21 protein-coding genes are annotated in these 26,865 nt (G+C 73.8%); 12 read left to right on the top strand and 9 right to left on the bottom strand.

Annotated features, from left to right (window positions below; all coding sequences use genetic code 11):
* The first annotated feature begins 77 nt into the window (after positions 1-77).
* A complete protein-coding gene (gene pcrA / locus OG295_RS13230; RefSeq protein ID WP_371677067.1) occupies positions 78-2,567 on the top strand; it encodes a DNA helicase PcrA in 2,490 nt (829 codons plus the stop codon).
* A gap of 131 nt (positions 2,568-2,698) precedes the next feature.
* On the opposite strand, the gene OG295_RS13225 is transcribed toward pcrA, so the two are convergent.
* The 3 genes from OG295_RS13225 to OG295_RS13215 form a co-directional block, all read right to left on the bottom strand.
* Positions 2,699-4,198 carry a M23 family metallopeptidase gene (locus tag OG295_RS13225; RefSeq protein ID WP_371681187.1) on the bottom strand — a complete coding sequence of 500 codons (1,500 nt, stop codon included), beginning with the start codon at positions 4,196-4,198 and terminating at the stop codon, positions 2,699-2,701.
* Positions 4,199-4,452: 254 nt separating this feature from the next.
* Positions 4,453-4,824: a hypothetical protein gene (locus OG295_RS13220; RefSeq protein WP_371677066.1), complete on the bottom strand. Its 372-nt coding sequence runs from the start codon at positions 4,822-4,824 to the stop codon at positions 4,453-4,455.
* A gap of 122 nt (positions 4,825-4,946) precedes the next feature.
* A complete protein-coding gene (locus OG295_RS13215) occupies positions 4,947-5,768 on the bottom strand; it encodes an esterase/lipase family protein (RefSeq protein WP_371677065.1) in 822 nt (273 codons plus the stop codon).
* A gap of 209 nt (positions 5,769-5,977) precedes the next feature.
* Here OG295_RS13215 and OG295_RS13210 point away from each other — a divergent pair, with 209 nt between their 5' ends.
* Positions 5,978-6,382: a cobalamin B12-binding domain-containing protein gene (locus OG295_RS13210; RefSeq protein ID WP_266841249.1), complete on the top strand. Its 405-nt coding sequence runs from the start codon at positions 5,978-5,980 to the stop codon at positions 6,380-6,382.
* A gap of 44 nt (positions 6,383-6,426) precedes the next feature.
* Here OG295_RS13210 and OG295_RS13205 read toward each other — a convergent pair whose 3' ends face one another.
* Both OG295_RS13205 and OG295_RS13200 read right to left on the bottom strand, forming a co-directional pair.
* On the bottom strand, positions 6,427-8,022 hold the full coding sequence (locus OG295_RS13205; protein ID WP_371681186.1) for a DUF5691 domain-containing protein: 1,596 nt from the start codon (positions 8,020-8,022) through the stop codon (positions 6,427-6,429).
* Between the two features lie 311 nt (positions 8,023-8,333).
* Positions 8,334-9,668, bottom strand: a complete 1,335-nt coding sequence (locus OG295_RS13200) for an SWIM zinc finger family protein (protein ID WP_371677064.1) — start codon at positions 9,666-9,668, stop codon at positions 8,334-8,336.
* A gap of 134 nt (positions 9,669-9,802) precedes the next feature.
* Between OG295_RS13200 and OG295_RS13195 the strand changes: the two genes are divergently transcribed.
* From OG295_RS13195 to sucD, 5 genes are all read left to right on the top strand, one after another.
* The gene (locus OG295_RS13195) at positions 9,803-10,909 is read left to right on the top strand and encodes an AAA family ATPase (RefSeq protein WP_371677063.1); all 1,107 of its coding nucleotides are present in this window, start codon (positions 9,803-9,805) and stop codon (positions 10,907-10,909) included.
* Positions 10,906-13,176: a DUF5682 family protein gene (locus OG295_RS13190; RefSeq protein ID WP_371677062.1), complete on the top strand. Its 2,271-nt coding sequence runs from the start codon at positions 10,906-10,908 to the stop codon at positions 13,174-13,176. The genes OG295_RS13195 and OG295_RS13190 overlap by 4 nt, the downstream gene beginning before the upstream one ends.
* Positions 13,177-13,340: 164 nt before the next feature.
* Positions 13,341-14,450 (top strand): VWA domain-containing protein, encoded by a 1,110-nt coding sequence (locus OG295_RS13185; RefSeq protein WP_371681185.1) that lies wholly within the window; start codon positions 13,341-13,343, stop codon positions 14,448-14,450.
* A gap of 266 nt (positions 14,451-14,716) precedes the next feature.
* The gene (sucC, locus tag OG295_RS13180; RefSeq protein WP_266841255.1) at positions 14,717-15,895 is read left to right on the top strand and encodes an ADP-forming succinate--CoA ligase subunit beta; all 1,179 of its coding nucleotides are present in this window, start codon (positions 14,717-14,719) and stop codon (positions 15,893-15,895) included.
* 21 nt (positions 15,896-15,916) lie between these two features.
* Positions 15,917-16,804 carry a succinate--CoA ligase subunit alpha gene (sucD, locus tag OG295_RS13175; RefSeq protein WP_030230875.1) on the top strand — a complete coding sequence of 296 codons (888 nt, stop codon included), beginning with the start codon at positions 15,917-15,919 and terminating at the stop codon, positions 16,802-16,804.
* A gap of 70 nt (positions 16,805-16,874) precedes the next feature.
* On the opposite strand, the gene OG295_RS13170 is transcribed toward sucD, so the two are convergent.
* On the bottom strand, positions 16,875-18,485 hold the full coding sequence (locus tag OG295_RS13170; RefSeq protein WP_371677061.1) for a helix-turn-helix domain-containing protein: 1,611 nt from the start codon (positions 18,483-18,485) through the stop codon (positions 16,875-16,877).
* Between the two features lie 119 nt (positions 18,486-18,604).
* Between OG295_RS13170 and OG295_RS13165 the strand changes: the two genes are divergently transcribed.
* On the top strand, positions 18,605-20,230 hold the full coding sequence (locus OG295_RS13165) for a DUF6350 family protein (RefSeq protein ID WP_371677060.1): 1,626 nt from the start codon (positions 18,605-18,607) through the stop codon (positions 20,228-20,230).
* 253 nt (positions 20,231-20,483) lie between these two features.
* Here the strand turns inward: OG295_RS13165 and OG295_RS13160 are convergent, their stop codons facing one another.
* Complete coding sequence (locus tag OG295_RS13160; RefSeq protein ID WP_371677059.1) at positions 20,484-21,086, bottom strand: hypothetical protein; 603 nt, start codon at positions 21,084-21,086, stop codon at positions 20,484-20,486.
* Between the two features lie 225 nt (positions 21,087-21,311).
* Here OG295_RS13160 and purN point away from each other — a divergent pair, with 225 nt between their 5' ends.
* Complete coding sequence (gene purN, locus OG295_RS13155; RefSeq protein WP_030230885.1) at positions 21,312-21,935, top strand: phosphoribosylglycinamide formyltransferase; 624 nt, start codon at positions 21,312-21,314, stop codon at positions 21,933-21,935.
* Complete coding sequence (gene purH, locus OG295_RS13150; protein WP_371677058.1) at positions 21,932-23,521, top strand: bifunctional phosphoribosylaminoimidazolecarboxamide formyltransferase/IMP cyclohydrolase; 1,590 nt, start codon at positions 21,932-21,934, stop codon at positions 23,519-23,521. The genes purN and purH overlap by 4 nt, the downstream gene beginning before the upstream one ends.
* 64 nt (positions 23,522-23,585) lie before the next feature.
* Here the strand turns inward: purH and OG295_RS13145 are convergent, their stop codons facing one another.
* On the bottom strand, positions 23,586-24,281 hold the full coding sequence (locus tag OG295_RS13145; protein ID WP_371677057.1) for an RDD family protein: 696 nt from the start codon (positions 24,279-24,281) through the stop codon (positions 23,586-23,588).
* Positions 24,282-24,533: 252 nt separating this feature from the next.
* Here OG295_RS13145 and OG295_RS13140 point away from each other — a divergent pair, with 252 nt between their 5' ends.
* Positions 24,534-25,394, top strand: coding sequence for a bifunctional methylenetetrahydrofolate dehydrogenase/methenyltetrahydrofolate cyclohydrolase (locus OG295_RS13140; protein WP_371677056.1), 861 nt, complete (start codon positions 24,534-24,536; stop codon positions 25,392-25,394).
* On the top strand, positions 25,384-25,953 hold the full coding sequence (locus OG295_RS13135; protein ID WP_371677055.1) for a DUF3017 domain-containing protein: 570 nt from the start codon (positions 25,384-25,386) through the stop codon (positions 25,951-25,953). Before OG295_RS13140 ends, OG295_RS13135 begins: the two co-directional genes overlap by 11 nt.
* Here OG295_RS13135 and OG295_RS13130 read toward each other — a convergent pair.
* Positions 25,940-26,836, bottom strand: coding sequence for a LysR family transcriptional regulator (locus OG295_RS13130; protein ID WP_371677054.1), 897 nt, complete (start codon positions 26,834-26,836; stop codon positions 25,940-25,942). The two genes, OG295_RS13135 and OG295_RS13130, sit on opposite strands and share 14 nt — an antisense overlap.
* Positions 26,837-26,865 lie beyond the last annotated feature (29 nt).

Genomic DNA, 26,865 nt, shown 5'->3' with positions numbered 1-26,865 from the left:
GCGCTCCCGTGCGGATTCCGACCGATTTTCCGGGGGCGGGACCGGCTGTCGGTCCCGGCCTCTAAACTCGGAAGGCGATGAGCAGCCTCTTTGACGACAGTTTCCTGGCGGACCTCACCCCCTCCGACGAGGTGCCGCCCCCGCCCGAGGACCACCCCGCCCCGGAGCCGGGCGCGGACGATCTCTTCGGGGGCCGGTTCGACGTGCCCCTGAGCGGGGACGCGTACTACCGGGACGGTGCCCCCCGGCCCGTCATCGACCCGGCGACTCTCCTGGACGGGCTCAACGAGCAGCAGGCCGCCGCCGTGGTGCACGCGGGCTCGCCGCTGCTGATCGTGGCCGGCGCCGGTTCCGGCAAGACCAGGGTGCTGACCCACCGCATCGGCCACCTGCTGTCCGCGCGGAACGTCCACCCCGGCCAGATCCTGGCGATCACCTTCACCAACAAGGCCGCCGGCGAGATGAAGGAGCGCGTCGAGGGACTCGTCGGCCCGCGCGCCAACGCCATGTGGGTCTCGACCTTCCACAGCGCCTGCGTACGGATCCTGCGCCGCGAGTCGAAGCGGCTCGGCTTCACCTCCTCGTTCTCGATCTACGACGCGGCCGACTCGAAGCGCCTGATGGCGCTCGTCTGCCGCGACCTGGACCTGGACCCGAAGAAGTTCCCGCCGAAGTCCTTCAACGCCAAGATCTCGAACCTCAAGAACGAACTGATCGACGAGGACGCCTTCGCGGCGCAGGCCGCCGACGGCTTCGAGAAGACCCTGGCCCAGGCCTACGCGATGTACCAGGGCCGGCTGCGCGAGGCCAACGCCCTCGACTTCGACGACATCATCATGACCACCGTCCACCTGCTGCAGGCCTTCCCGGACGTGGCCGAGCACTACCGGCGCCGCTTCCGCCACGTGCTGGTCGACGAGTACCAGGACACCAACCACGCCCAGTACACCCTCGTGCGCGAGCTCGTCGGCCCCGGCTACCCGGACCTGCCGCCCGCCGAACTGTGCGTGGTGGGCGACGCCGACCAGTCGATCTACGCCTTCCGCGGCGCGACGATCCGCAACATCCTCCAGTTCGAGGAGGACTACAAGGACGCGACCACGATCCTGCTGGAGCAGAACTACCGCTCCACGCAGACGATCCTGTCCGCGGCCAACGCCGTCATCGAGCGCAACGAGAACCGCCGCGCGAAGAACCTGTGGACCCAGGCCGGCTCCGGCGCGGTGATCACCGGCTACGTCGCGGACACCGAGCACGACGAGGCCCAGTTCGTCGCCGACGAGATCGACCGGCTCACCGACGCCGGCGACGCCAAGGCCGGCGACGTGGCGATCTTCTACCGGACCAACGCGCAGTCGCGCGTGTTCGAGGAGATCTTCATCCGCGTCGGACTGCCCTACAAGGTCGTCGGCGGCGTCCGGTTCTACGAGCGCAAGGAGGTCCGGGACGTCCTGGCCTACCTGCGCGTCCTGGCGAACCCCGAGGACAACGTCCCGCTCCGGCGCATCCTGAACGTGCCCAAGCGCGGCATCGGCGAGCGGGCCGAGGCGATGATCGACGCGCTCGCGCTGCGCGAGAAGATCACCTTCCCGCAGGCCCTGCGCCGCGTGGACGAGGCCTTCGGCATGGCCGCCCGCTCCACCAACGCCGTCAAGCGGTTCAACGTGCTGATGGAGGAGCTCCGGACCATCGTCGACTCCGGCGCCGGCCCGGCCGTGGTTCTGGAGGCGGTCCTGGAGCGCACGGGGTACCTCGCCGAACTCCAGGCGTCGACCGACCCGCAGGACGAGACGCGCATCGAGAACCTCCAGGAACTCGCCGCCGTGGCCCTGGAGTTCGAACAGGCCCGCGACGAGTCCAACCCCGGCACCCTGGCCGAGTTCCTGGAGCAGGTCGCGCTCGTCGCCGACTCCGACCAGATCCCCGACGAGGACGAGGACGGCAGTGGCGTCATCACACTGATGACCCTGCACACCGCCAAGGGCCTGGAGTTCCCGGTGGTCTTCCTGACGGGCATGGAGGACGGGGTCTTCCCGCACATGCGCGCGCTCGGGCAGACCAAGGAGCTGGAGGAGGAGCGCCGCCTCGCCTACGTCGGCATCACGCGCGCCCGCGAGCGGCTGTACCTGACCCGCTCCGGCATGCGCAGCGCCTGGGGCACCCCCTCGTACAACCCGCCCTCGCGGTTCCTGGAGGAGATCCCGGCCGAGTACCTCCAGTGGAAGCGGACGGGTGCCTCGCAGAAGCCGGCAGGACCGGTGCGCGGCTCCGGGTACGGGTCGTCCTCGTCGTCGTCCGGCGGCAGGTCCTCGTTCGGGACCTCGCCCGAGGCGTTCCTGTCCTCGTCGCGTACGAAGTCGGGCCCGTCCGGGTTCGCCACGCGGCGCGCCGCCGACAAGCCGGTGATCGCGCTGGCCGTCGGGGACCGGGTCACGCACGACCAGTTCGGGCTGGGCACCGTCATGGAGGTCAGGGGAGCCGGCGCGGACGCCCAGGCCACCATCGACTTCGGGGACGCCAAGCCGAAGCGGCTCCTGCTGCGCTACGCGCCGGTCCAGAAGCTGTAGCGGGGGGCGGCCGTCCGGCCGTCCGGCCGTCCGGCCGTCCGGCCTCGCCGGATCCGTCGGCTCCGACGGATCCGGTGGGTTCGTCGGATCCGGTGGTTACTGCCGTTGGTCGCGTCGGGTGCGGCGGGTGGTTACGTCGGGTCCAGGCCGTGGCTGCGCAGCCACGACGCGGGGTCGATCGCGGCGCCGGCGCCGGGCCGTACCTCGAAGTGGAGGTGCGGGCCGGTGGAGTTGCCCGAGTTGCCGGAGTAGGCGATGACATCGCCGGCCTGCACCTTGCCGGACCGGATCTTGGTGCTGCTGAGGTGGCAGTACCAGGTCTCGGTGCCGTCGGGCGAGGTCACTATGGCCATGTTCCCGTAGGCGCTGTTCCACTGGGTGCGCACGGTGCCGTCGGTGGCGGCCATGACCGGGGTTCCGTAGGAGACCGGGAAGTCGATGCCGGTGTGCACCGACATCCACATGCCGCCGGCCTGTCCGAACCCGGCGCTCAGGCCGTGCTGGGTGACCGGGATCGCGAACTTGGGGCGGGCCGCCTCCTTGGCCGCCGCCTCCTCGGCCCGCTTCTTCTTCTCGTCTTCCTGGCGCTGCTTGAGGTCGATGCGCTCCTGGGTGCGGCTCGCGCGGTCCGCGAAGTCGCCCGCGTCGGCGCTGAGCGCGACCAGCTGCGTGTCGAGCTTGTTGTTCGCCGCGACCGGCTGCACCGACGCGGGGTCGGCGGCGGCCATGGTGGTCGGTTCCTCGGCCGGCTTGGCGGTGCCGGTGAGCCCGCCGACGGAAGCGGCGGCGACTCCCGCGACCCCCATCACACAGACGGAGGGAACGGCCACGGTCAGCAGGGCGGACCGCTTGGCGGGGGAGCGGCGGCGGTTGCCGGCGTGCGCTTCCTCGGCACCGCCCTTGGCCTTGGTCCTGCCGCCCTTGGGGTTGTTCTTGGCGTTGTTCTTGGCGGCGTTCCTGCCGGTGGCGCGGCGCGCCGCGCGCGGTTCGGCGGGGGTGACGGGCATGGCCTGCGTGGGCAGGTCGTGCACGACGTCGGTGAACTCGGGCTCCTCCTCGGCCGTGAAGGCGAGGGGCTCGAAGACGGAGGTCTCGTCGTCGGCGTAGTGATCGCCGTAGGGGTCGGTCCCGTCGTACGGATCCGCTCCGGCTCCGGCGTCGGATGCGGGGACGGCCGGGACGACGGTCGTGGCGTCGTAGCCTGCGTAGGCGTCGGCGGCCGGGTCCGTGGCGCCGCCGCCGTTCCAGGCGGTGGCGTCGTAGGTGCCGGTGTCCTGCCCGTAGCCGGGGAGGGTCCAATGTCCGCTCTGGTCCACGCCGGTGGGGTCGTAGGCGAAGGCCGCGGGCGACGACTGGTAGTCGGTGGCCGGTGCGCTCCAGGCGCCGGTGTCCGCTCCCCAGTCGCCGGTTCCGGTCGTGTCCTGGGGGAAGCCCTGGGAGGGGACGCTGGCGAGGTAGTTGTCCTGTGGGGCCCAGGCGGTGGTGTCGTACGAGCCGGTGTTCGCGGACGCGTCGTAGGCGCTGCCGATGCCGTAGTCCGTGACGTACTGGTAGCCCTGACCCTGCGTTTCGTAGGAAACATATGCCTGGTCACCAGCGAAAGTGGTGGTGGAAAGGCCGTCGTATCCCATTTCGGGGTACTGGCCCGATGTCGGGCGGTCGTTCACCAACTTCTCTTTCGCCTCGGCAGTGGGGGGCCTGGGTGGCCGGGAACTCAAGGTTCACCGGAGGAGAGCAGTGGCGTGACTGTACCCGGCGGTTACTCACCACGACAATCTTCGGCGGGTTCCGGTCTCGGGGGAACCGGGCATTCGGCGGCCTTTCGGTCGCTGTATCACCGAGCCTTGGCCTTGAGTTCGAAATCCGTTCGAGTTCCGTTTGTCCGTCAGGCGGTGTCGGACGAGGCCAGCGCCAGGAGCAGGACGAACGGCACGGGTATGAGTGCGGCCGACCCCAGCCAGACCCGGCGCCGCTCCTTCGGGGGCAGCACGGCGTCGACGACGAAGACCGCGCCGATCAGCAGCACACCGGTCACGACCAGCAGGAACAGAACGGCCGAGGAGTGGTCGAGCGTGGTGTAGTCGCAGTTGCGCAGGTTCGGATCGGCGAGGTCGTCCGTGCTGTGGCAGTCCATGGGCAGGTACTCGGTCACCACCCACCACAGGAGGTGGAAGGGGACGATCGCGAGCACGCCGAGCGCCAGGTTCGCCAGACCCGCCGCCCACAGTCCGCGGCGCGGCGCGCTGTCGGTGCCCATGCGTCCTCCCCGGTCCGTCCCCATGCGTCGCCGCTCGCCGCTCGCCCGCCGCTCGTGGCCGTCCGAACCCGTTCGGCCCGGCCGTCCCCGGGCGCGCCCCCGGTGCGGGACCCCTCGGAGGCTCAGATGGCCCGGCTCTCCCCGTCGGTTCCCGTGGGGCGGAGGTTTTCGGTGGGGCGGACGGTGCCGTCCGTGGCGCGGACCGGGCCGTCGAGCGCGCGGCGGACGGCCGTGATGACGGCCGGGTGGACCGGAAGCGCGAGGTGCCCGATGCCGGTGACCTGGATGTTCGTCGCATCCAGGTCCGGGTGCTCGATCCGCGCCGTGCCGGTGGGCGCCATCAGCGCGTCGAACTCGCTCCAGAACGCCACGCAGCGGGTCCGGCAGCCGGGCACGGGGGCGCGCAGCTCCGCCATCACCTCGGAATCCGGACGCATCTGGCGGACCAGCGGGTGCGCGTCCATGAAGGGGGCCACGCGGGTCCCCTGGTGCGGGGTGCCCAGGGTGACCAGGGTGCGTACGCGCGCGTCGCCGCCGAGCCGCTGGACGTAGTACCGGCCGACCAGTCCGCCGAGACTGTGGCCGACGAGGTCCACCCGCTCCTGCCCGCTGCGCTCGCACAGCTCCTCCACGCGGCGGGCCAGGTGGCGGGCGGTGACGCGCAGATCGCGGGTGAAGGGGGAGTAGTTGTACGTCTCCACGCGGCGCCGGCCGCCCGCGCCGAGGGCGCGGCGCAGCAGGACGAAGACGGAACGGTTGTCGGTGAAGCCGTGCAGGAGCAGTACGGGCGGGAGCGCCGCGGGGCCGTCGGCCGGCGGGTCCTCCGACCGCACCCCGGTGGGGTAGAGGAGCAGGTGCCCGGCGAGCACCACCGCCTCCAGCAGTGCGGCCCGCAGTGCGGCGCCCGTTCGCGGTACGGGCGGCGGCGCGGTCATCAGCCCCATGGACGGCCTCCCCTGGACCTCTTGGGTGCGGGGCCGTGCCGCCGACACGGCCCCGTCACCGTGCCGCGCGGCTGTCGGCACGGTGACGGGGCGACCGGGCGGTGGTGAATCAGCGGCGTCCCACGTGTGATTTCCCCCTCGTGGTTGACCGCGAAACGGCGGCGTGCGCAATGCTGTACTTAACGTTCGTTCACTCGGGAGGCAGTGCGATGGGTGTGACCGGTCCGATCCGTGTGGTGGTGGCCAAGCCGGGTCTCGACGGCCACGACCGCGGCGCCAAGGTGATCGCGCGGGCGCTGCGGGACGCCGGCATGGAGGTCATCTACACCGGCCTCCACCAGACTCCCGAGCAGATCGTGGACACCGCGATCCAGGAGGACGCGGACGCCATCGGCCTCTCGATCCTCTCCGGCGCGCACAACACGCTGTTCGTGCGCGTCCTCGAACTCCTCAAGGAGCGCGACGCCGAGGACATCAAGGTCTTCGGCGGCGGGATCATCCCCGAGGACGACATCGCCCCGCTCAAGGCCAAGGGCGTCGCGGAGATCTTCACCCCGGGTGCCACGACCACCGCCATCGTGGACTGGGTCAACGCGAACGTCCGCCAGGCGTAATCCGTCCGGTCGGTGTCCCGCCCCGCTTCCCGCGCGTCGGCGCGTCAGGCGGGCGGGGCCAGTTCGGCGAGCATCGCCGCGCGCAGGCGGAGGGTGGCCACCAGCCGCTGGAAGGCTTCCGACCAGTATGCGGCGGCGCCCGGGGAGGCGTCCTGTGGATCCTCCCCGACGGTGGTCAGGGCTTCCAGGCGGGGCGCCTCGGCCGGATCGAGGCAGCGTTCCGCCAGGCCCATCACCCCGCTGAAGCTCCACGGGTAGCTGCCCGCCTCGCGTGCCGCGTCCAGGGCGTCGACCACCGCCCGGCCCAGAGCCCCGGCCCAGGGGACCCGGCACACGCCGAGCAGCTGGAAGGCCTCCGACAGGCCGTGCGCCCGTACGAACTCCGCGACCCAGTCGGCCCGTTCCCCCTCGGGCAGGGTCTCCAGCAGTTTCGCCCGCTCCGCCAGCGAGGCGGTCCCCGGGCCCGCCGCGGGTGGTGCGGACGCCGGGCCGAGCAGGGCCTTCGACCACAGCGGATCCCGCTGGCGCACCGCCGCCCGGCACCAGGCCGCATGCAGTTCTTCCGCCCAGCCCCCGGGCACCGGCAGTGCCACGATCCCGGCCGGGTCGAGCCCCCCGAAGCGCTCCGGCCAGCAGGCCAGGGGAGCCGCCTCCACCAGCTGACCCAGCCACCACGCCCGTTCCCCGCGTCCCGCGGGCGGCCGCTTGACCACGCCGTCGCGCAGCATCCCCGCATCGCACTCCGCGGGCGGTTCGACGGAACCCGGGCCCACGCAGGCCAGGGCCCGTTCGGCCATCCGCGCGGCGAGTGCCGAACCCGGCAGGGCGGAGAGCAGTTCGGCGGCCGTCGCCCGGACGTTGCGGCTGCGGTCGGCCAGTGCCGCTTCCAGGAACGGCTCGTCCGCCCCGGAGAGCCCGGTCCTGAGCGAATCGAGGAACATCAGCCGGTCCTCGGCCCGTTCGGTGGGCCAGGTCGTGGTCAGCAGCCGGGTCGCGGCCGCCGCCTCGTGCGCCCGTACGACGCCGAGCAGGGCGACCCGTTCCGCGAACAGTCCCTCCTCCCACAGCCGTTCCACCGCCGGGCCGTCCGCCGGGTCGGGCAGGCCCCCGCCGCCGCCCGCCGCCCCGCGCAGCGCGAACCGCCAGTCCGGATTCATCCGGGCCAGCCACAGCCCCCGGACCCCGGCCAGGGCCAGGGCCTGGGGGCGCAGGTCGGTCCGGGCCCGTGCCGCGTCCAGCAGCGCCGGGAGCAGTGCCTCGGGAGCGCGGTAGCCGTGCCGGCCGGCCGCAGCCAGCCACTGTGGCAGGAGCTCCGTCAGATCCGGGGCGGCCCCGCGCCGCCCGCCGCCGGCCGCGGCGGTGCGGCCCGCCAGCAGCTGGGCGAGCCGCCGCCGGGCGGCCCGCGGCGGAGCCGGGCGCGGGTCCCGCGGTGCGGGCCGCGGCCGGTGCGCCGCCTCGGCGGGCCGCAGCCCGGCGCGGCGGCGCACCGTCCGTACGGCCGCCGCGCCGAGCAGCGCCCGCGGCGAGCCGCCCCGCCGCTCGGTGCCCAGCAGCGCGCTCGCGACCAGGTCCTCCCAGTCCCGCTCCCCGTCGCCGTCCCCGTCCCCGTCCGTCGCCGTCGTACCGCCGGCCTGGTCGATGTCGTTCACCGGACCCCCTCCCTCGTCTTCTCGCGTGTCCGTGTCCGTGTCCGTGTCCGTGTGCGTATGCGTATGCGTGTCCGTGCCCCGGTCCCGCCCCCTGTGCGGGACCGGGGCATGCGTCAGCTGGCGTGGTTGTCGTTCATCACAAAGCCCCCCGGCTTTCTCATCCCGTACGGCGGCGCCCCCGCGCCCCGTTCCGGGTACTCGACGTGCAGGGCGGATCCCGGTCGTTCCGGTCCCTTCCGGTACCGGCCCTTCCGGCCCCGATCCGCCGTTCCCCTCCTGTGCACGGCCCCCCCCGGGCCCCGTCACCCCAGGGCGACCGGCTCCGCGGTGTGCGGATCCCAGGCCGTCAGCGGGGTGAAGCCGCGGTGGCCGCACTCGCCGAAGACCGTGACGGGGCCACCGCCCGAGAGGGCGGCGAGCTGCCACAGTCCGGACCGCGAGCGGCCCTGGGCGAGGGCCACCGGCAGCGCGGACGTCCCCTCCACGTCCGCGATCTGCCAGGCCCCGTCACCCGCTTCCCCCGGTATCGGGATCACCGGGCCCAGCACCACCGGCCAGGACTCCAGCCACGGGTCCTCCCGCAGCGCGGTCCCGTAGGCCTCCAGGGCCTCGCCGGTGCTCACCCCCGCGGGCACCCCGGGGGCCGCCGCCGTGACGGTGCGGTCCCCCAGGTCCCCCCGGAGTCCCGCCGAGCCGGGCCGGAAGCGGACTTCCGCCTCCAGCGCCAGTCCGACGGGCAGTGCCAGCTCCGGCGGCCGCCCGGGCGGGCCGAAGTCCAGCACCAGGGCCGGGCGCCCGCTCCCCAGTCCCCACAGCCATGTCCGGCGGGTGGTGAGCCGGCCGTCCGCGGACACCGAGTCGTACTGGGCCAGTACGAGCCATTGGTCCCCGACGGCCTCCCCCTCCGCCGGCTGCGGCAGCCCCACCCGGCTGCGGACGGTCGCGGCCAGCGGCTCCGGCAGTCCGGACACCCCCAGCCAGGCCCGGTCCAACAGGTGCAGCAGCGCGAACTCCTCAAGCATCCGGGCGGGCCAGCCGGCGCCGCAACCGGGTATTGCCCCCAACTCCCTTACCCGGGAGGCGAGTCCCGGCGCCTGGGCGTCGACCATCCGGGCCGCGGTCTCCTCCCAGCCCGCGTAGCCCGTCCGCTCCTGTCCGGCGAGCCCCTCGCCCAGCACGTCCGAGAGCCGCCGCTCCAGCTCGGCGACCCCCGCCCCGACGCGCCCGGCCCGGCGCTCGGCCCGCTTGCGGGCCGCCTCGGCGTCCACCGGGCCGGCCGTCCGGCGCTCCGCCCGGGCCGTCCGCCCCGCCAGCCATTCCCCGGCCCAGTCCGGAGCCGTGACGGGATCCCCCACCCCCGGGCCCGCCCGGAGCAGGAGCAGTCCCAGCGCGTGCTTGCACGGGAACTTCCGGCTCGGACAGGAACACTTGTACGCCGGTCCGGTGAGGTCCACGACCGTCCGGTAGGGCGTGCTGCCGCTGCCCTTGCACAACCCCCACACGGCACCGGAAGCGGAACCTCCGGTCTGCGACCACGAACCCTCCCCTCCAAGCTTCCCTCCCGCCTTGCGTGACGCATCGTCAGGTGCCAGAGCCAGTACCTGCTCCGCCGTCAGGCGGACCTGCTGCCCAGTCATGTGAACAACCGTAGAGACCCCCACTGACAATCGCTCTGACCTGCAACAACACTGAGAACAGGGGGTGTTGTCAGTGGCGTGGTGCACGGTGGGCACAGCAGTCGGGAACGGCTGTCGAGCATTGGAGGGGGACCATGACCATGCCCGGGACCGACACCGCCGGCGAAGCGCTGCGACCGCACGCCGAAGACGCCTTCGCGCACGAACTGAAAGCCATGGAAGCGGCCGACGACCGGCCCCGCCCGGCCCGCTGGAAACTCTCCCCGTGGGCCGTGGCCACCTACCTGCTCGGCGGCACGCTCGCCGACGGCACCGTCATCACGCCCAAGTACGTCGGCCCGCGCAGGATCGTCGAGGTCGCCGTCACCACCCTCGCCACCGACCGCGCCCTGCTCCTCCTCGGGGTCCCCGGCACCGCCAAGACCTGGGTGTCCGAGCACCTCGCGGCCGCCGTCAGCGGCGATTCCACCCTCCTGGTCCAGGGCACCGCCGGCACCCCCGAGGAAGCCATCCGCTACGGCTGGAACTACGCCCGCCTCCTCGCCCACGGCCCCAGCCGCGAGGCACTCGTCCCCAGCCCCGTCATGCGGGCCATGGCCGAGGGCTCGACCGCCCGCGTCGAGGAGCTCACCCGCATCCCCGCCGACGTCCAGGACACCCTCATCACCGTCCTGTCCGAGAAGACGCTCCCGATACCGGAGCTCGGCCAGGAGGTGCAGGCCGTACGCGGGTTCAACCTCATCGCCACCGCCAACGACCGCGACCGCGGGGTCAACGAGCTCTCCAGCGCGCTGCGCCGCCGCTTCAACACCGTCGTGCTGCCGCTGCCCGCCACCGCCGACGCCGAGGTCGACATCGTCGCCCGCCGCGTCGACCAGCTGGGCCGCTCCCTGGACCTGCCGGCCGCCCCCGAGGGACTGGAGGAGATCCGCCGGGTCGTCACCGTCTTCCGGGAGCTGCGCGAGGGCGTCACCGGCGACGGCCGCACCAAGGTGAAATCGCCCAGCGGCACCCTCTCCACCGCCGAGGCCATCTCCGTGGTCACCGGCGGGCTGGCGCTGGCCGCCCACTTCGGCGACGGCGTCCTGCGCCCCTCCGACGTGGCCGCCGGCATCCTCGGCGCCGTCGTGCGCGACCCGGCCGCCGACCGGCTCGTCTGGCAGGAGTACCTGGAGGCGGTCGTCCGCGAGCGGGACGGCTGGAAGGACTTCTACCGCGCCTGCCGGGAGGTGACGGCATGAGCCCGGGGGCCGCGGCACCACTGCTGCTCGGGGTGCGCCACCACGGCCCGGGATCCGCCCGGTCGGTACGGGCCGCGCTCGACGCGGCGCAACCGCGGGCCGTGCTGATCGAGGGGCCGCCCGAAGGCGACGCCCTGCTGGCACTGGCCGCCGAACCGGGCATGCGCCCGCCCGTCGCCCTGCTCGCCCACGCGGCGGACGATCCGGGCCGGGCCGCGTTCTGGCCGCTCGCCTCCTTCTCCCCGGAATGGGTCGCCCTGCGCTGGGCCCAGGCCCGGGACGTGCCGGTGCGCTTCATCGACCTGCCGGCCGCGCACACGCTGGCCGCCGGCCCCGGGCGGGACGAGGACGACGGCGAAGCCGGCTCCGTACCGCTGGACCCGCTCGCGGCGCTCGCCGGCGCCGCCGGGTACGACGACCCGGAGCGCTGGTGGGAGGACGTGGTCGAACACCGGGACGCGGGCGCCGCACGGGATCCGCTGGCCCCCTTCGCGGCGCTCGCCGAGGCGATGGGAGCCCTGCGCGAGACCTACGGGGACGGCGGCCGCCCCCACGACCTGGTCCGCGAGGCGTACATGCGCCAGCGGATGCGGGCCGCCCGCCGGGAGTTCGGCGCGGACCACGCCGTGGTGTGCGGGGCCTGGCACGTACCGGCGCTGCGCGCCCGGACCACGGCCGCCGCCGACAGGGCCCTGCTCACCGGACTCCCCAAGACCAAGGTGGAGACCACCTGGGTGCCGTGGACCCACCGCAGGCTCGCCAGGGCCGGCGGTTACGGCGCGGGCATCACCTCGCCCGGCTGGTACGCCCACCTCTTCGCGGCCCGGGACCGGCCCGTCGAGCGGTGGCTGACCAAGGTCGCGGGCCTGCTGCGCGAGGAGGACCGGCAGGTCTCCCCGGCGCACGTCATCGAGACGGTCCGCCTCGCCGGGACCCTGGCCGCCCTGCGGGGCCGCCCGCTGCCCGGTCTCACCGAGACGCTGGAGGCCGTCCGGGCGGTCATGTGCGACGGCTCCGACGTGCCGCTCGCGCTGATCGAGGACCGGCTCGTCGTCGGCGACGTGCTCGGCGAGGTACCCGAGACCGCGCCCGCCGTTCCGCTCCAGCGGGACCTCACCCGCCGCATGCGCGGCCTGCGCCTCAAGGCCGAGGCGCAGAGCCGCGACCTGGAGCTCGACCTGCGCAAGGACACCGACGCGGCCAGGTCCCTGCTGCTGCACCGGCTGCGGCTGCTCGGTGTCGACTGGGGCGTGCCGACCGCCTCCCGCAGCGGTACGGGCACCTTCCGCGAGACCTGGCGGCTGCGCTGGGAGCCCGAGCTGTCGGTGCGGACGGCCGAGGCCGGGATCTGGGGCACCACCGTCCAGGGGGCCGCCACCGCCAAGGCGGAGGCCGAAGCCCGGCGCGCCGGGGAGCTCGCCGAGATCACGGCGCTGGCCGAGCGGTGCCTGCTGGCCGGGCTGTCCGAGGCGCTGCCCGCCGTACTGCGGGCCCTCGCCGACCGGGCGGCGCTCGACACCGACGTGGCCCGGCTCGCCGGGGCACTCCCCGCGCTGGCCCGTTCGCTGCGCTACGGGGACGTGCGGGGGACCGACGCGTCCGCCCTGGGCACGGTGGCGGCGGGGCTGGCGGAGCGGATCTGCGTGGCGCTGCCCGCTGCCTGCGCGGCCGGGCCGGACGCCGACGGGGCGGCGGCGCTGCGCGGGCACGTGGACGGGGTGCACGCAGCGGTCGCCCTGCTGGCGGACGCCGACCCGGGGCTGCGCGAGCGCTGGTCGGGGGTGCTGAGGACGCTGGCCGGGCGGGACGCCGTGCCCGGGGTGATCCGCGGCCGGGCCGCCCGGCTGCTGCTGGACGGCGGCCGGCTCCCGGCAGGGGAGACGGCGCGGCTGATGGGGCTCGCGCTGTCCCCGGCGGCGGCCCCGGCCGACGCGGCGGGCTGGATCGAGGGCTTCGCCGGGGGGAACGCGGGCGGCGGCACCCTGCTGGTGCACGACGAGCGGCTGCTGGGCCTGATCGACACCTGGCTGGTGTCGGTGCCGCCGGGAGCCTTCGTCGACGTGCTGCCGCTGCTGCGGCGGACGTTCGGGGCGTACGAGTCCGGGGTGAAGCGCAGCCTGGGCGAGCTGGTGCGCCGGGGCCCCGGCGCCGGTCGGGGACGCTCCGTCTCCCGCGCCGCCCCCGAGGGCTTCGCCCCGGACCTCGACCCGGCCCGCGCGGACGCGGCGGAGGCCCTGGCCCGCCTGCTGCTGGCCGCGGCGGGGTGAGGCGCGCCGGGACGCAGGGGCGCCCGGCGGTGCGGGGACCAAGGGAACGAAGAGAACGAGCGGAGGGGGCAGGACGGATGACGGAGCGGGGCCGGCCGACGGCGGCCGGGGAGACGACGGCGGCGGACGCCGTCGCGGGGGACGAGCGGCTGCGGCGCTGGCGGATGGTGCTCGGCGGCGGCGAGGCCGACGGCACGGGGTACACGCCGGCCGGGCGGGACGCCGCGATGGACGCCGCCCTCGAAGCGCTGTACGGGGGCGGCGGAGGGGGCGGCGGGCGGCCCGCGGGGGAGCGGTCCGCCGGGCTCGGGGGCTCCGCGCCGCAGGTGGCGCGCTGGCTCGGGGACATCCGTACGTACTTCCCCACCACGGTGGTGCAGGTCATGCAGCGGGACGCCATCGACCGGCTCGGCCTGTCCGCGCTGCTGCTGGAGCCGGAGATGCTGGAGGCCGTCGAGCCGGACGTCCACCTGGTCGGCACCCTGCTGTCGCTGAACAAGGCGATGCCGGACACCACCAGGGAGACCGCGCGGGCCGTGGTCCGCAAGGTGGTGGAGGAACTGGAGCGGCGTCTGGCCTCCCGTACGAGGGCCACGGTGACGGGCGCGCTCGACCGGTCGGCGCGGACCGCCCGCCCCCGCCACCGCGACATCGACTGGGACCGGACCATCCGGGCGAACCTCAAGAACTACCTGCCCGAGCACCGGACGGTCGTGCCGGAGCGCCTCGTCGGCCACGGCCGGTCCGCGCGGGCGGTCCGCAAGGAGGTCGTCCTCTGCGTCGACCAGTCGGGTTCGATGGCGGCCTCCGTCGTCTACGCCTCCGTCTTCGGGGCCGTCCTGGCGTCCATGCGCTCGATCGCGACCCGCCTGGTCGTGTTCGACACGGCCGTCGTCGACCTGACCGACCGGCTCGACGACCCGGTCGACGTCCTCTTCGCCACCCAGCTCGGCGGCGGCACCGACATCAACCGCGCCCTCGCCTACTGCCGGTCCCGGATCACCCGTCCCGCCGACACGGTCGTGGTCCTGATCAGCGATCTCTACGAGGGCGGCATACGCGACGAGATGATCAAACGGGTCGCGGCGATGAAGGCCGACGGGGTGGAATTCGTGACCCTCCTCGCACTGTCCGACGAGGGTGCTCCCGCCTACGATCACGAACACGCGGCGGCGCTCGCCGCACTCGGCGCGCCCGCCTTCGCCTGCACCCCCGACCTGTTCCCGGAGGTGATGGCGGCGGCACTGGAGAAGCGGCCCCTGCCCAGCACGTGAGGACGCTGACGCAAATCGGCAGATCACACGAAGTTGCAGTTCAACCGTGAGGCGATCTGTGACAGGTATCACCGCGCAGGTGTGATCTGCGATTTAGGGACCTACGGCCCACGGGGATAACCTGCGAGACGGACATGCCGCGTCCACGGTCACCGTGTGCGCCTCCCCTGTGACAGCGCCGTCACGTTGCCCTTCGCGGCACGCCCACGCAGATAGCAGACAACCGCGAATCACTGCGAATCTTTGAAGACAAGGGACGGACGCGCGTGGACCTGTTCGAGTACCAGGCGAGGGACCTCTTCGCCAAGCACGGTGTACCGGTGCTGGCCGGTGAAGTCATCGACACGCCTGAGGCGGCTCGCGAGGCCACCGAGAAGCTGGGCGGCAAGTCGGTCGTCAAGGCCCAGGTGAAGGTCGGCGGCCGCGGCAAGGCCGGCGGCGTCAAGCTCGCCGCCACCCCGGACGAGGCCGTCGCCCGCGCGACGGACATCCTCGGCATGGACATCAAGGGCCACACGGTCCACAAGGTGATGATCGCCGAGACCGCTCCGGAGATCCTGGAGGAGTACTACGTCTCGTACCTCCTCGACCGCACCAACCGCACCTTCCTGGCCATGGCCTCGGTCGCGGGCGGCATGGACATCGAGCAGGTCGCCGAGGAGACCCCGGAGAAGCTCGCCAAGGTCCCGGTGAACGCCAACGAGGGCGTGACCATCGAGAAGGCCCGCGAGATCGTCGCGCTGGCGAAGTTCCCGGCCGAGGTCGCCGAGAAGGTCGCCGAGGTCCTCGTGACCCTGTGGGCGACCTTCATCGCCGAGGACGCGCTCCTCGTCGAGGTCAACCCGCTCGCGAAGGTCGCCAACGGCGACGTCATCGCGCTCGACGGCAAGGTCTCGCTCGACGAGAACGCCGAGTTCCGTCAGCCGGGTCACGAGGAGTTCGTGGACCACGCTGCCGCGAACCCGCTGGAGGCCGCCGCCAAGGCGAAGAACCTCAACTACGTCAAGCTCGACGGTGAGGTCGGCATCATCGGCAACGGCGCGGGTCTCGTCATGAGCACCCTCGACGTCGTCGCGTACGCCGGTGAGAACCACGGTGGCGTCAAGCCCGCCAACTTCCTGGACATCGGTGGCGGCGCTTCCGCCGCCGTCATGGCCAACGGTCTTGAGATCATCCTCGGCGACCCGGACGTCAAGTCCGTGTTCGTCAACGTCTTCGGTGGCATCACCGCGTGTGACGAGGTCGCCAACGGCATCGTCCAGGCCCTGCAGCTGCTCGCGGACAAGGGCGAGGCGGTCACCAAGCCGCTGGTCGTCCGCCTCGACGGCAACAACGCCGAGCTGGGTCGCAAGATCCTCTCGGACGCCAACCACCCGCTGGTGCAGCGCGTGGACACCATGGACGGCGCGGCCGACAAGGCCGCCGAGCTCGCGGCTGCGAAGTAAGGGCAGAGGTCACAGACTCACATGGCTATCTTCCTCAACAAGGACAGCAAGGTCATCGTCCAGGGCATGACCGGTGCCACGGGCATGAAGCACACCAAGCTGATGCTGGCTGACGGCACCAACATCGTCGGCGGCGTGAACCCGCGCAAGGCCGGCACCACCGTCGACTTCGACGGCACCGAGGTCCCGGTCTTCGGTTCCGTCGCCGAGGCGATGGAGAAGACGGGCGCCAACGTCTCCGTCCTCTTCGTCCCGCCGGCCTTCGCCAAGGCCGCCGTCGTCGAGGCCATCGACGCCGAGATCCCGCTGGCCGTCGTCATCACCGAGGGCATCGCGGTGCACGACTCCGCCGCCTTCTGGGCGTACGCGACCGCCAAGGGCAACAAGACCCGGATCATCGGCCCGAACTGCCCGGGTCTGATCACCCCCGGCCAGTCCAACGCCGGCATCATCCCGGGCGACATCACCAAGCCCGGCAAGATCGGTCTCGTGTCCAAGTCCGGCACGCTGACCTACCAGATGATGTACGAGCTCCGTGACATCGGCTTCACCTCCGCCGTCGGCATCGGTGGCGATCCGGTCATCGGCACCACGCACATCGACGCCCTGGAGGCCTTCGAGGCCGACCCGGACACCGAGCTCATCGTCATGATCGGCGAGATCGGCGGCGACGCCGAGGAGCGTGCGGCGGACTTCATCGCGAAGAACGTCACCAAGCCGGTCGTCGGTTACGTCGCGGGCTTCACCGCCCCCGAGGGCAAGACCATGGGCCACGCCGGCGCCATCGTCTCCGGCTCCTCCGGCACCGCGCAGGCCAAGAAGGAGGCCCTCGAGGCCGCCGGCGTCAAGGTCGGCAAGACGCCGACCGAGACCGCCAAGCTGGCGCGCGAGATCCTGAACGCCAAGTAGTCGTTCTCGTCTTCCGCACGTGTACGGGCGTGGCCCGCACCCCTCAGGGGGTGCGGGCCACGCCCGTTCCTCATTCCAGGGCCGGGGAGATCCGGGCGGGGCCGGACGCCGGGTCGCTCCGCAGCCTTTCCCGGAGCTCCCGGCTCTGGTCGGTGAGCCGCTGCGGGCCGCTGTGCGGAGGGACCCCGGAGACGCTGCTGCCCGGCGCGACCGGGGGCTCGTACCGGTCCGGCGCGGTGACGGCGGTGTACCCGGTCGCCACCGCGATCGCCGCGGTGAGGCAGATCGCCGCCCGCGACCACCGCCGGGCCGTGCGCTCGGTGAGGGAGCGGATGGTGGCCGGGGTGCTGCGGGGTTCCAGCGGCACGGCGGGCCGGAGCCCGCCGAGCAGCTCGCGCAGCGCGGCGGACTGCTTCTCCGGCGGTACGTCGGCCAGCCCGGGAACCCGTTCGGCGAGGGTGGCGTGGGCGCGCAGCAGCCGGTGGCCGGCAGCGGGGGTGCTGGCCTCGGTCTCGGCGGCGGTGTCGGGCAGGTCGAGGCCGATGCCGTCGTAGAGCAGCACGGTCCTGCGGTGTACGGGCGGCAGGTCGAGCAGGGCGTCCAGCAGCATCCGGTCGACGGGTTCGACCGGGCCCGGGTCGGGGGTGCGGTACGCGCGGCGGAACCGGTGCCAGGGCGAGAGGGCGTACTGGTACGCGACGGCCCGGACCCAGCCGACGGGATCCGGGTCGGTGGCCACCTCCGGCCAGCGTCCCCAGGCCTGGCGGAAGGCGTGCTCGACGGACTGCCGGGCGAGGGCGCGGCGGCCGGTGAGCAGGTAGGCCTGGCGGACGAGCGCGGGGGCGGCGCGGAGGTAGAGGGCGTCGAAGGCCCGCGCGGGTTCCGTCGGGGGCGGCTGCGCGGACTCCCCGGGCGGCGCCGGGTCGGGGCTCGCGGGGTCGGCGGCCTGCGGGTCGGGTCGGGCGGGGTCTGGGCGTGCGGGGTCGGCGGCCTGCGGGGCGGGCCGCTCGGAGTCGGGGCGTGCGGGAGCGCCGGCCTGCGGGGCGGGCCGGGCGGGGTCCGTGCGCGGGGGCGCGGAGGGGGGCGGATCCGTCGGGCCGGCGGCCGCGGGGGAGGGGCCGCCCCCGCCGGCCCCGGTTCTGACGGGGTGTTTCGTCTCGTGGCGGGTCAGGGAGACGGGTGGCCGGGCGGCGCCCTTGCCGGCCGGGCGGGGGCGGGTACCGGGCCCGGCCGCGCGCGCCGGGACCCCGCCCGTCGCCGCGAAGGCCCGTACGCCGCTGGTGGCGGCCCGGGGAGTTGCGCCGACGGCGGGCCCGGCGGGAGCGTCCACGGCTTCCGGGGCGGGTGGTTCGGGAGGGCCGGGCGGTTCGAGCGGGGTGGTGGCGGTGGTGGTGGCGGCCCGTGCGCCGGGGGCGTCCGCGTCCGCCTCCGCCTCCGGGGCGGTGTCGGCCTCGGCCTGCTCCTCCGCGAGGCGGGCCAGCAGCGCGGTGTACACCTCGCGCTTGCGTCCGCGCGGTTCGGTCCGGCCCGTCTCCCAGGAGCGGACGGTCGTCGCGGTGACGCCCACCGCCGCCGCGACCTCCTCGTGGGTCAGCCGGCCCGCTTCGCGCAGCCTGCGGCGTTCCTTGGGGGACGGCAGGCCCAGCTCCGCGTCGGAGGTCGTCTCGACGCCTTGTGTCATGCCACACTCCCCGCGACCCGACAGTCCTGCGCGAAAAAGTACATAAACGTATATTGAGCGACACCACGGGCATTCGCCTGTTACCCGCCCATAGCGCGTGTCGTTGGCACCATGGCGGGGTGACCCAAGTGACCGAACACGGGACCTCGTTGCCGACGGTCCCGAGGGCAGGTGCGAGACGGCGTTCGCCGGCCGCCGCGGCCTGCGTGCTGGGCGGCGCCGTGGCCGCCGGACTGGGGCTCGGCTTCCTGGCCGTGCTCGTGATCGTCCTGTGGATCAGCTCCCCCTACCCGGACAGCGGTCCGGGCGGTGCCCTGCACCTCGCCGCGGGGCTGTGGCTGATGGCGCACGGGACGGAACTCGTCCGCTACGAGACCCTCTCCGGGGTGCCCGCGCCCGTCGGCCTGACACCGCTGTTGCTGGTGGCACTGCCGGTGCTGCTGATGCGGCGGGCGGCCCGGCTCGGCAGCGCGTCCGGGGACGGCGGGGGCGGTGAGGGGGACGAGGCCGACGAGGTGTTGCCGGCCGGCGTCGTCTTCTCCGCCGTCACCTGCGGCTACCTGGGCGTCGGGGCGCTGGCCACCGTGTACGCCGCCGGGGGGCCGATGCCCGCCGACCCGCTCAGCGCGGCCTGGCACGTCCCGCTGGTGGCGGTGCTCGCGGCCGCGGCCGGGGTGTGGTCGGCGAAGGGGAGGCCGCTCGGGCCGCTGCCGGGCTGGATTCCAGGAGGCGCGAGGAAGGCCGTCGCGCGCCCCCGTTACGCGCTGGCGCTGCGGTCGGGCGCGGCCGGGGCCCTCGTTCTGCTGGGCGGCGGCGTCCTGCTCGTGGGCGCGTCGCTGGCATGGCACGGGGCGGAGGTGCAGTCCTCCTTCCTGACGCTGACCGGGGTGTGGTCCGGGCGGTTCGCGGTCCTGCTGCTCGCGCTGGCCCTGATCCCCAACGCCATGGTGTGGGGCGCGGCGTACGGGCTGGGTCCCGGGTTCGCGGTGGGGGCCGGCGTGACGGCCACCCCGCTCGGCTTCGCGGGCGCGCCGGCCCTGCCGAGGTTCCCGCTGCTCGCGGCGCTGCCGCCGGAGGGGCCGGGAACGCCCGTCACCTGGGCGGCGGCCGGGGTGCCGGTGGCGGCCGGGCTGGTCGTGGGCTGGTTCGCGGTGCGCCGGGCGCGGGAGGTCTCCTCCGGGGAGACCGCGCTGACGGCGGCGCTGGGCGCGGTGGTGTGCGGGCTGGCGATGGCGGGCCTGGCGGCGGCTTCGGCCGGGCCGCTCGGGTCGCGGGCACTGGCCGGCTTCGGGCCCGTGTGGTGGGCGGTGGGCGGCGCGGCCGCGGGGTGGACGCTGCTGCTGGCGGTGCCGTTGGCGGTGGGGGTCCACATGTGGCGGACCCGGCCGGTGCGGGGTGCCTCCGGCGGGGGCGGGGAGGACGCGTGGCACGACTCGGGGGTACGGGAGCTGCGCTGGGCGGCGTTGCGGGAGGCGGCCCGACCGGTGGCTCCGCCGGTGGTGGCGGCTCCGGCGGCCCCGGCTGCGCCGGTGGCTCCGCCGGTGGTGGCGGGGGTGGTGGCTCCGCCGGAGCCGGTGGCTTCGCCCGTCGTGGCGGTTCGGGTGGCTCCGCCCGAACCGGTGGCTCCGCCGGTCGTGGTGGCTCCGGGCGCCCCCGATGTACCGCTGTTGGCGGCGCCGACGGAAGCATTGCTGCCGCCGGCGGTGGGGGTGCGGGTGCTGGCCCGGCGGCGGCCCCCGTCATGACCGGCCGTGCGTGCGGTCCCGGGCGTCGGCGGGGCGGGGTGCTCCCGGGGCTCCGCCCCGGACCCCGGGCCTCAATTGCCGGCGGGGCTTGATTCGGCCGGCGTGGGTGGTGCGGGGGCGGCACTGGGCCCGAGCCCCCGGACCCCGGGCCTCAGTCCGGCGGGGCTTGATGCGGCGGGCGTGGGCGGTGCGGGTACGGCGCTGGGCCCGCGCCCCGGACCCGGGGCTGAGGCGTGGGCCGGGCTGGGGTGCGTCAGCGTTGGACCTTCAGGATGTCGCCCAGGACGTTGTCCGGGAGCAGGTTGTTGCACTGGAGTTCCGCCGTGCGGGTCAGGGCGTCGTCGCGGCAGACGAAGAAGTCCTTGTACGCCAGCTGCAGCGCGTACGAGCTCGCCGCCAGCATCAGGGCCATGGACGCCGTCACCAGGCCGCCGACCGCCGCCGCGCGCTGCGGCCGGGCCGCCGGGCCCAGGGAGTCCAGGCCCGCCGGCCGGGCCGGGGTGCCCGTCGTGGGGTCGGCCTTGGCCGCCGGGCGGCCGCGCAGGGCGCTGATGCCCCAGTACATCGCGAGCGCACCCAGCAGCAGCCCCACCGAGGGGATCCCGAAGATCCCGAAGAAGAAGCCCCACATGCCCGCCAGCAGGGCGTACCGCGCGCGCCGCTGGAGCGGGTCCATGGGGTCCCAACGGGCCGGGCCCCCGGGGCCGCCGGGCTCGGACGGGCCCCCGCCGGAGCCGCCGCCGTCGTGGGGCCGCTGCGGTTGCCGGGGCTGCCACGGCTGGTCCGGCCGGCCCTCCGGGGGCGCCGCGAAGGGGTTGTCGTCGGTCGAGGGGTCGGGCTGACGGCGGTCCGGCATCGAGTGCGTTACTTCCCCTGTGTCGTGGGCCGGGCGCGCGCCCGGCGTGCGGTGTACGCCAGACGCTACCGCTCGCCCGTCCCCCCGTCCCTCGGGGGCGGTCCCGTGTGCCGGTATCGTTGCAGGCGGTCGGTGGCTTCGTATGGTTCCCCGTATATCGGTACCCCGAAGTTTCGTATGACCACACAAGACGAACGACGGCAATCCCGTAAGAAAGGGCCTCCCATGCCCGCCTCCCGGCTGGTCGTGCTGGTCTCCGGCTCCGGCACCAACCTCCAGGCCCTGCTCGATGCCATCGACGCGCACCCCGGCGGAGCCGAGGGATTCGGCGCCGAGGTCGTCGCGGTGGGGGCCGACCGCGCGAACATCGCCGGCCTCGAACGGGCCGAGAAGGCCGGGATCCCCACTTTCGTGTGCCCGGTCAAGGACTACGGCAGCCGCGAGGAGTGGGACGCGGCGCTGACCGAGGCGACGGACGCGCACGCGCCGGACCTCGTGGTCTCCGCCGGATTCATGAAGATCGTCGGCAAGAACTTCATCGACCGCTTCGGCGGCCGGTTCGTCAACACCCACCCCGCCCTCCTCCCGGCCTTCCCCGGCGCGCACGGCGTACGGGACGCCCTCGCCTACGGGGCGAAGGTCACCGGCTGCACCGTCCACTTCGTGGATTCCGGCGTGGACACCGGTCCGATCATCGCCCAGGGTGTCGTCGAGATCCGGGACGGCGAGGACGAAGCCGCTCTCCATGAGCGCATCAAGGAAGTCGAGCGCCAGCTGCTCGTCGACGTCGTGGGGCGCCTGGCCCGGCACGGCTACCGCATTGAGGGACGAAAGGTAACAATCCAGTGACCGCCGCAGACTCCGTAGAGAGCAACGACCCGACCACCACCCAGCGGCCGATCCGGCGTGCGCTCGTCAGCGTCTACGACAAGACGGGACTGGAAGAGCTGGCCCGCGGCCTGCACGAGGCGGGCGTCTCGCTCGTCTCCACCGGCTCCACCGCGTCGAAGATCGCCGCCGCCGGGGTGCCCGTCACCAAGGTCGAGGAGCTGACCGGATTCCCCGAGTGCCTCGACGGGCGGGTCAAGACCCTCCACCCGCGCGTGCACGCCGGCATCCTCGCCGACCTGCGCCTGGAGGACCACCGCAACCAGCTCGCCGAGCTGGGCGTCGAGCCCTTCGACCTGGTGATCGTCAACCTCTACCCCTTCCGGGAGACCGTCGCCTCCGGCGCCACCCCCGACGAGTGCGTCGAGCAGATCGACATCGGCGGCCCGTCGATGGTCCGCGCCGCCGCCAAGAACCACCCGTCGGTCGCCGTCGTCACCAGCCCCGCCCGCTACGCCGACGTCCTCGCGGCCGCCCAGGGCGGCGGTTTCGACCTGACCGCCCGCAAGCGGCTCGCGGCCGAGGCCTTCCAGCACACGGCGGCCTACGACGTCGCGGTGGCCTCCTGGTTCGCCGACGACTACGCCGCCGCGGACGACTCCGGCTTCCCCGACTTCCTCGGCGCCACGTACGCGCGGAACAACGTGCTCCGTTACGGCGAGAACCCGCACCAGGGCGCCGCGCTCTACGTCGACGGCACGGGAGGCCTCGCCGAGGCCGAGCAGCTGCACGGCAAGGAGATGTCCTACAACAACTACGCGGACACCGACGCCGCGCGCCGGGCCGCGTACGACCACGCCGAGCCGTGCGTGGCGATCATCAAGCACGCCAACCCGTGCGGCATCGCCACCGGCGCGGACGTCGCCGAGGCGCACCGCAAGGCGCACGCCTGCGACCCGCTGTCGGCGTTCGGCGGCGTCATCGCCGTCAACCGTCCGGTCACCGTCGAGCTGGCCGAGCAGGTCGCCGAGATCTTCACCGAGGTCATCGTCGCCCCGGCGTACGAGGACGGCGCGGTCGAGGTGCTGGCCCGCAAGAAGAACATCCGCGTGCTGCGCGCGGAGGGTGGCCCCGCCAACCCGGTCGAAGTCAAGCCGATCGACGGCGGTGCGCTGCTCCAGGTCACCGACCGCCTCCAGGCCGAGGGCGACGACCCGGCGAACTGGACGCTGGCCACCGGCGACGCGCTGTCCGCCGAGGAGCTGGCCGGTCTCGCCTTCGCGTGGAAGGCCTGCCGCGCCGTCAAGTCCAACGCGATCCTGCTGGCCAAGGACGGTGCCTCGGTCGGCGTCGGCATGGGCCAGGTCAACCGCGTCGACTCGGCGAAGCTCGCCGTCGAGCGGGCGGGCGCCGAGCGCGCGCAGGGCTCGTACGCCGCGTCCGACGCCTTCTTCCCCTTCCCGGACGGGCTGGAGATCCTCACCGCCGCGGGCATCAAGGCCGTGGTCCAGCCGGGCGGTTCGGTCCGGGACGAGCAGGTCGTCGAGGCCGCGAAGAAGGCCGGGGTGACGATGTACTTCACCGGCACCCGCCACTTCTTCCACTGAGGCACGGATACGGCGAAGGCCGCCACCCGCTGGTGCGGGTGGCGGCCTTCGCCGTGTGAACGCCTCAGCGCTTCTTGATGACCAGGGTGTTGGCGGCCTTGTCGTGCCAGCCGCGGAGCTGCCCGGTGTTGTCGAAGAACGGGGAGATCACGATGAGGATGTAGCCGAGGCCGCAGGTGATGTAGCCCAGGCCGATCGGGAAGCCCCAGCGGACCAGCGCGGGGCCGAAGCTGGGCTTCTGGCCGGTGCGCGAGTTGACGATCCGCATGCCGAGGATCATCTTGCCGGGGGTGCTGCCCATCGTGCTCACGAAGATGACGTCGTAGAAGATGAACGTCAGCGCGGAGACGAGCAGGGATGCGATGAGCGAACCGATGGCGAAGCCGCTCGCCGCGCTGTCGCTGCTGCCGCTGGATCCGGCGAACGCGGCGCCGAAGATGATGATGTTGAGGATTATCACGATGATGTACGCGAAGATCATGTCCAGCAGGCGCGCGCCGAACCGGCCGCCGTAGGTGCCAACCTCGACGGGACCCAGACCGGGGACGTTCGCGAACCCCTCCGGCACGGGGGCGCCGGGCTGGCCTACCGGGTACTGGCCGGGCGCGCCGTACGGCTGCTGGCCCTGCTGCGGGTATCCGTAGCCGCCCTGCGGCGGCACGCCCTGCGGGGCCTGCTGGGGGTAGCCGTAGCCGGGCTGGCCCTGCGGGGCCGGCGGCTGCTGCTGCCCGTACGGGTTGTTCGGGTCGCCGAAGCTCATCTGGGTCTTTCCTCCGTGAAGTGCGGGGACGCACGGCACGCACGGAGGACATCTGCTTTCTGCGGTACGCCCCCCGGCACTGCCCGCGGCACTCTTTCGATCGTCTTGCCGACCGTCATCGTGGTGGGCCCGCACCGGCCTTGTCCAGCCGGTTGTCGCAGAGGACCCGACTTGTTGTGCAAGTGCAATGAAGACCGCATTCCGGCCGCCGCCGACTGGAACCGGGACCACCACATCCGGGAGGATGGCGGTATGACCGCCCAGATTCTCGATGGCAAGGCCACCGCAGCCGCGATCAAGTCCGAACTGACCGCCCGAGTGGCGGCGCTGAAGGAGCGGGGTATCACCCCCGGCCTCGGCACCCTGCTGGTCGGAGACGATCCGGGCAGCCGCTGGTACGTCAACGGCAAGCACAAGGACTGCGCCGAGGTCGGCATCGCCTCCATCCAGCGCGAACTGCCCGCGACGGCCTCCCAGGAGGACATCGAGGAGGTCGTGCGGGAGCTGAACGCCAACCCGGCCTGCACCGGCTACATCGTCCAACTGCCGCTCCCCAAGGGCATCGACACCAACCGCGTCCTCGAACTGATGGACCCGCTCAAGGACGCCGACGGCCTGCACCCCATGTCGCTGGGCCGGCTGGTCCTCAACGAGCCGGGCCCGCTGCCCTGCACGCCGTACGGCATCGTCGAGCTGCTGCGCCACCACGGCGTCGAGCTGAACGGCGCCCACGTCGTCGTCCTCGGACGCGGCATCACCGTCGGCCGGTCCATCGGGCTGCTGCTGACCCGCAAGTCCGAGAACGCGACCGTCACCCTGTGCCACACCGGTACGCGCGACCTGTCCGGGCTGCTGCGCCAGGCGGACATCGTCATCGCGGCGGCGGGCGTCGCGCACCTGGTGAAGCCGCAGGACGTGAAGCCGGGCGCGGCCGTGCTCGACGTCGGCGTCAGCCGCGACGAGAACGGCAAGATCGTCGGGGACGTGCACCCGGGCGTCGCCGAGGTGGCGGGGTGGATCTCCCCGAACCCGGGCGGGGTCGGTCCGATGACCCGAGCGCAGCTGCTGGTCAACGTGGTCGAGGCGGCGGAGCGGACCCCCAGTGCGGGCTGAGCACGACGAGCCCGGCGCTGTCGGGCGGCCGATGGGGCCGGAGCGCGAGCCGCAGCGCGGGCCGGAACGAGAGCCGGAACGAGAGCCGGAACGAGAGCCGGAACGAGAGGGGCAGCGCGGGCCGGAGCCGGAGCGGGCCCCCGGGCAGGCGGAGCCGTCGCGGGCGGGGGCCGCGAGGTCGCGGCGGTTCCCCTCCGTCACCGAGGGCACCGTACGTCCCGAGGGCAGCGGGCGCGCCGTCCCCGGGGCGGTGTCCACGCCGGTCCGTCAGTGGCCGATGCTCAGCGTCCTGGCGGCCACCGCCGCCGGGCTGCTGACCACGGCGACGGGGCATCCGCGGGCCGGCTGCCTCATGATCGGCATCGCCCTGATCGCGGCTGCCGCGATGCGCCGCTTCCTGCCCTCGGTGGGCATGCTCGCGGTGCGTTCCCGCTTCACGGACATGATCACGTACGGGCTGCTCGGTGTGGCGATCACGCTGCTCGCGGTGGCCATGGAGCCCAAGCCCCTGCTGGACATCCCCTTCCTGGAGAGTGCGGTCCGCGTCACCGTCCGCTGACCGGGAGCGCGGTCAGCGCGGCCAGCGCGGCCGCGACGGCCGGCCGGGTCTCGGCGCCCGCCCGGACCAGCGCCTCCAGGACCCGCCCCCGGCCCGGCAGTTCCACCACCGCCGTGCCGGGCGGCGGCGCGTCGCACAGCAGTCCCGGCAGGATCGAGGCGGCCCGCCCGGCCGCCACCAGCCACAGCCCGGCCCGCAGGTCCCCGCACTCGTGCGCGATCCGCGGGGTGAACCCGGCGTTGCGGCAGGCGTGCAGGAGCATCTCCCGGCAGCTGCTCGGGGCGGGCGCCGAGACCCAGTCGGCGTCCCGCAGCGCCGCCAGCCCGTCCCGCCCGTAGGCCGGGAGCAGGGCCTCGGGCAGTGCCAGGCAGAGCGGGTCGTCGAACAGCGGGACGGCGGTGGTGCCGCTCGCGGGCGGGGCGCCGAGCAACGGGTACGCGTAGGTCACCGCCAGGTCCAGGCGGCGCCCGCGCAGCAGCGGCAGCGCCTCCTCCGGATCGGCCTGCACGATCCGCGGCCGCAGTCCCGGATGGCGTGCGGCGAGGGCGGCGACCAGCGGGGCGGCCACCGTCGCCAGCGCGCTCGGGGCGCAGCCGACGTGCAGCTCCCCGACCGGTCCGGCGTCCAGGGCCCGTACCGCCCCCTCGGCGCGTTCCAGCGCGGCCAGGACCGGGTCGCAGGCGGCGGCCAGGGCGACGCCCGCGGGGGTGAGGCGCAGTCCGCGCCCGTCCCGTTCGACGAGGGCGGCTCCGGCCTCGGCCTCCAGCGCCCTCAGCTGCTGGGAGACGGCGGAGGGGGTGACGCGGTGCAGCTCGGCGACCGCGGTCACCTTTCCGTGTTCCGCCAGGTCCCGCAGGATGACCATCCGCTTCACATCAAGCATGAGTTCATCTTAATGATTGCTGTAGTGAA

The organism is Streptomyces sp. NBC_01276, assembly GCF_041435355.1.
In the GTDB taxonomy this organism is placed as follows: domain Bacteria; phylum Actinomycetota; class Actinomycetes; order Streptomycetales; family Streptomycetaceae; genus Streptomyces.
This window is presented reverse-complemented; position numbering and strand designations above follow the sequence as displayed.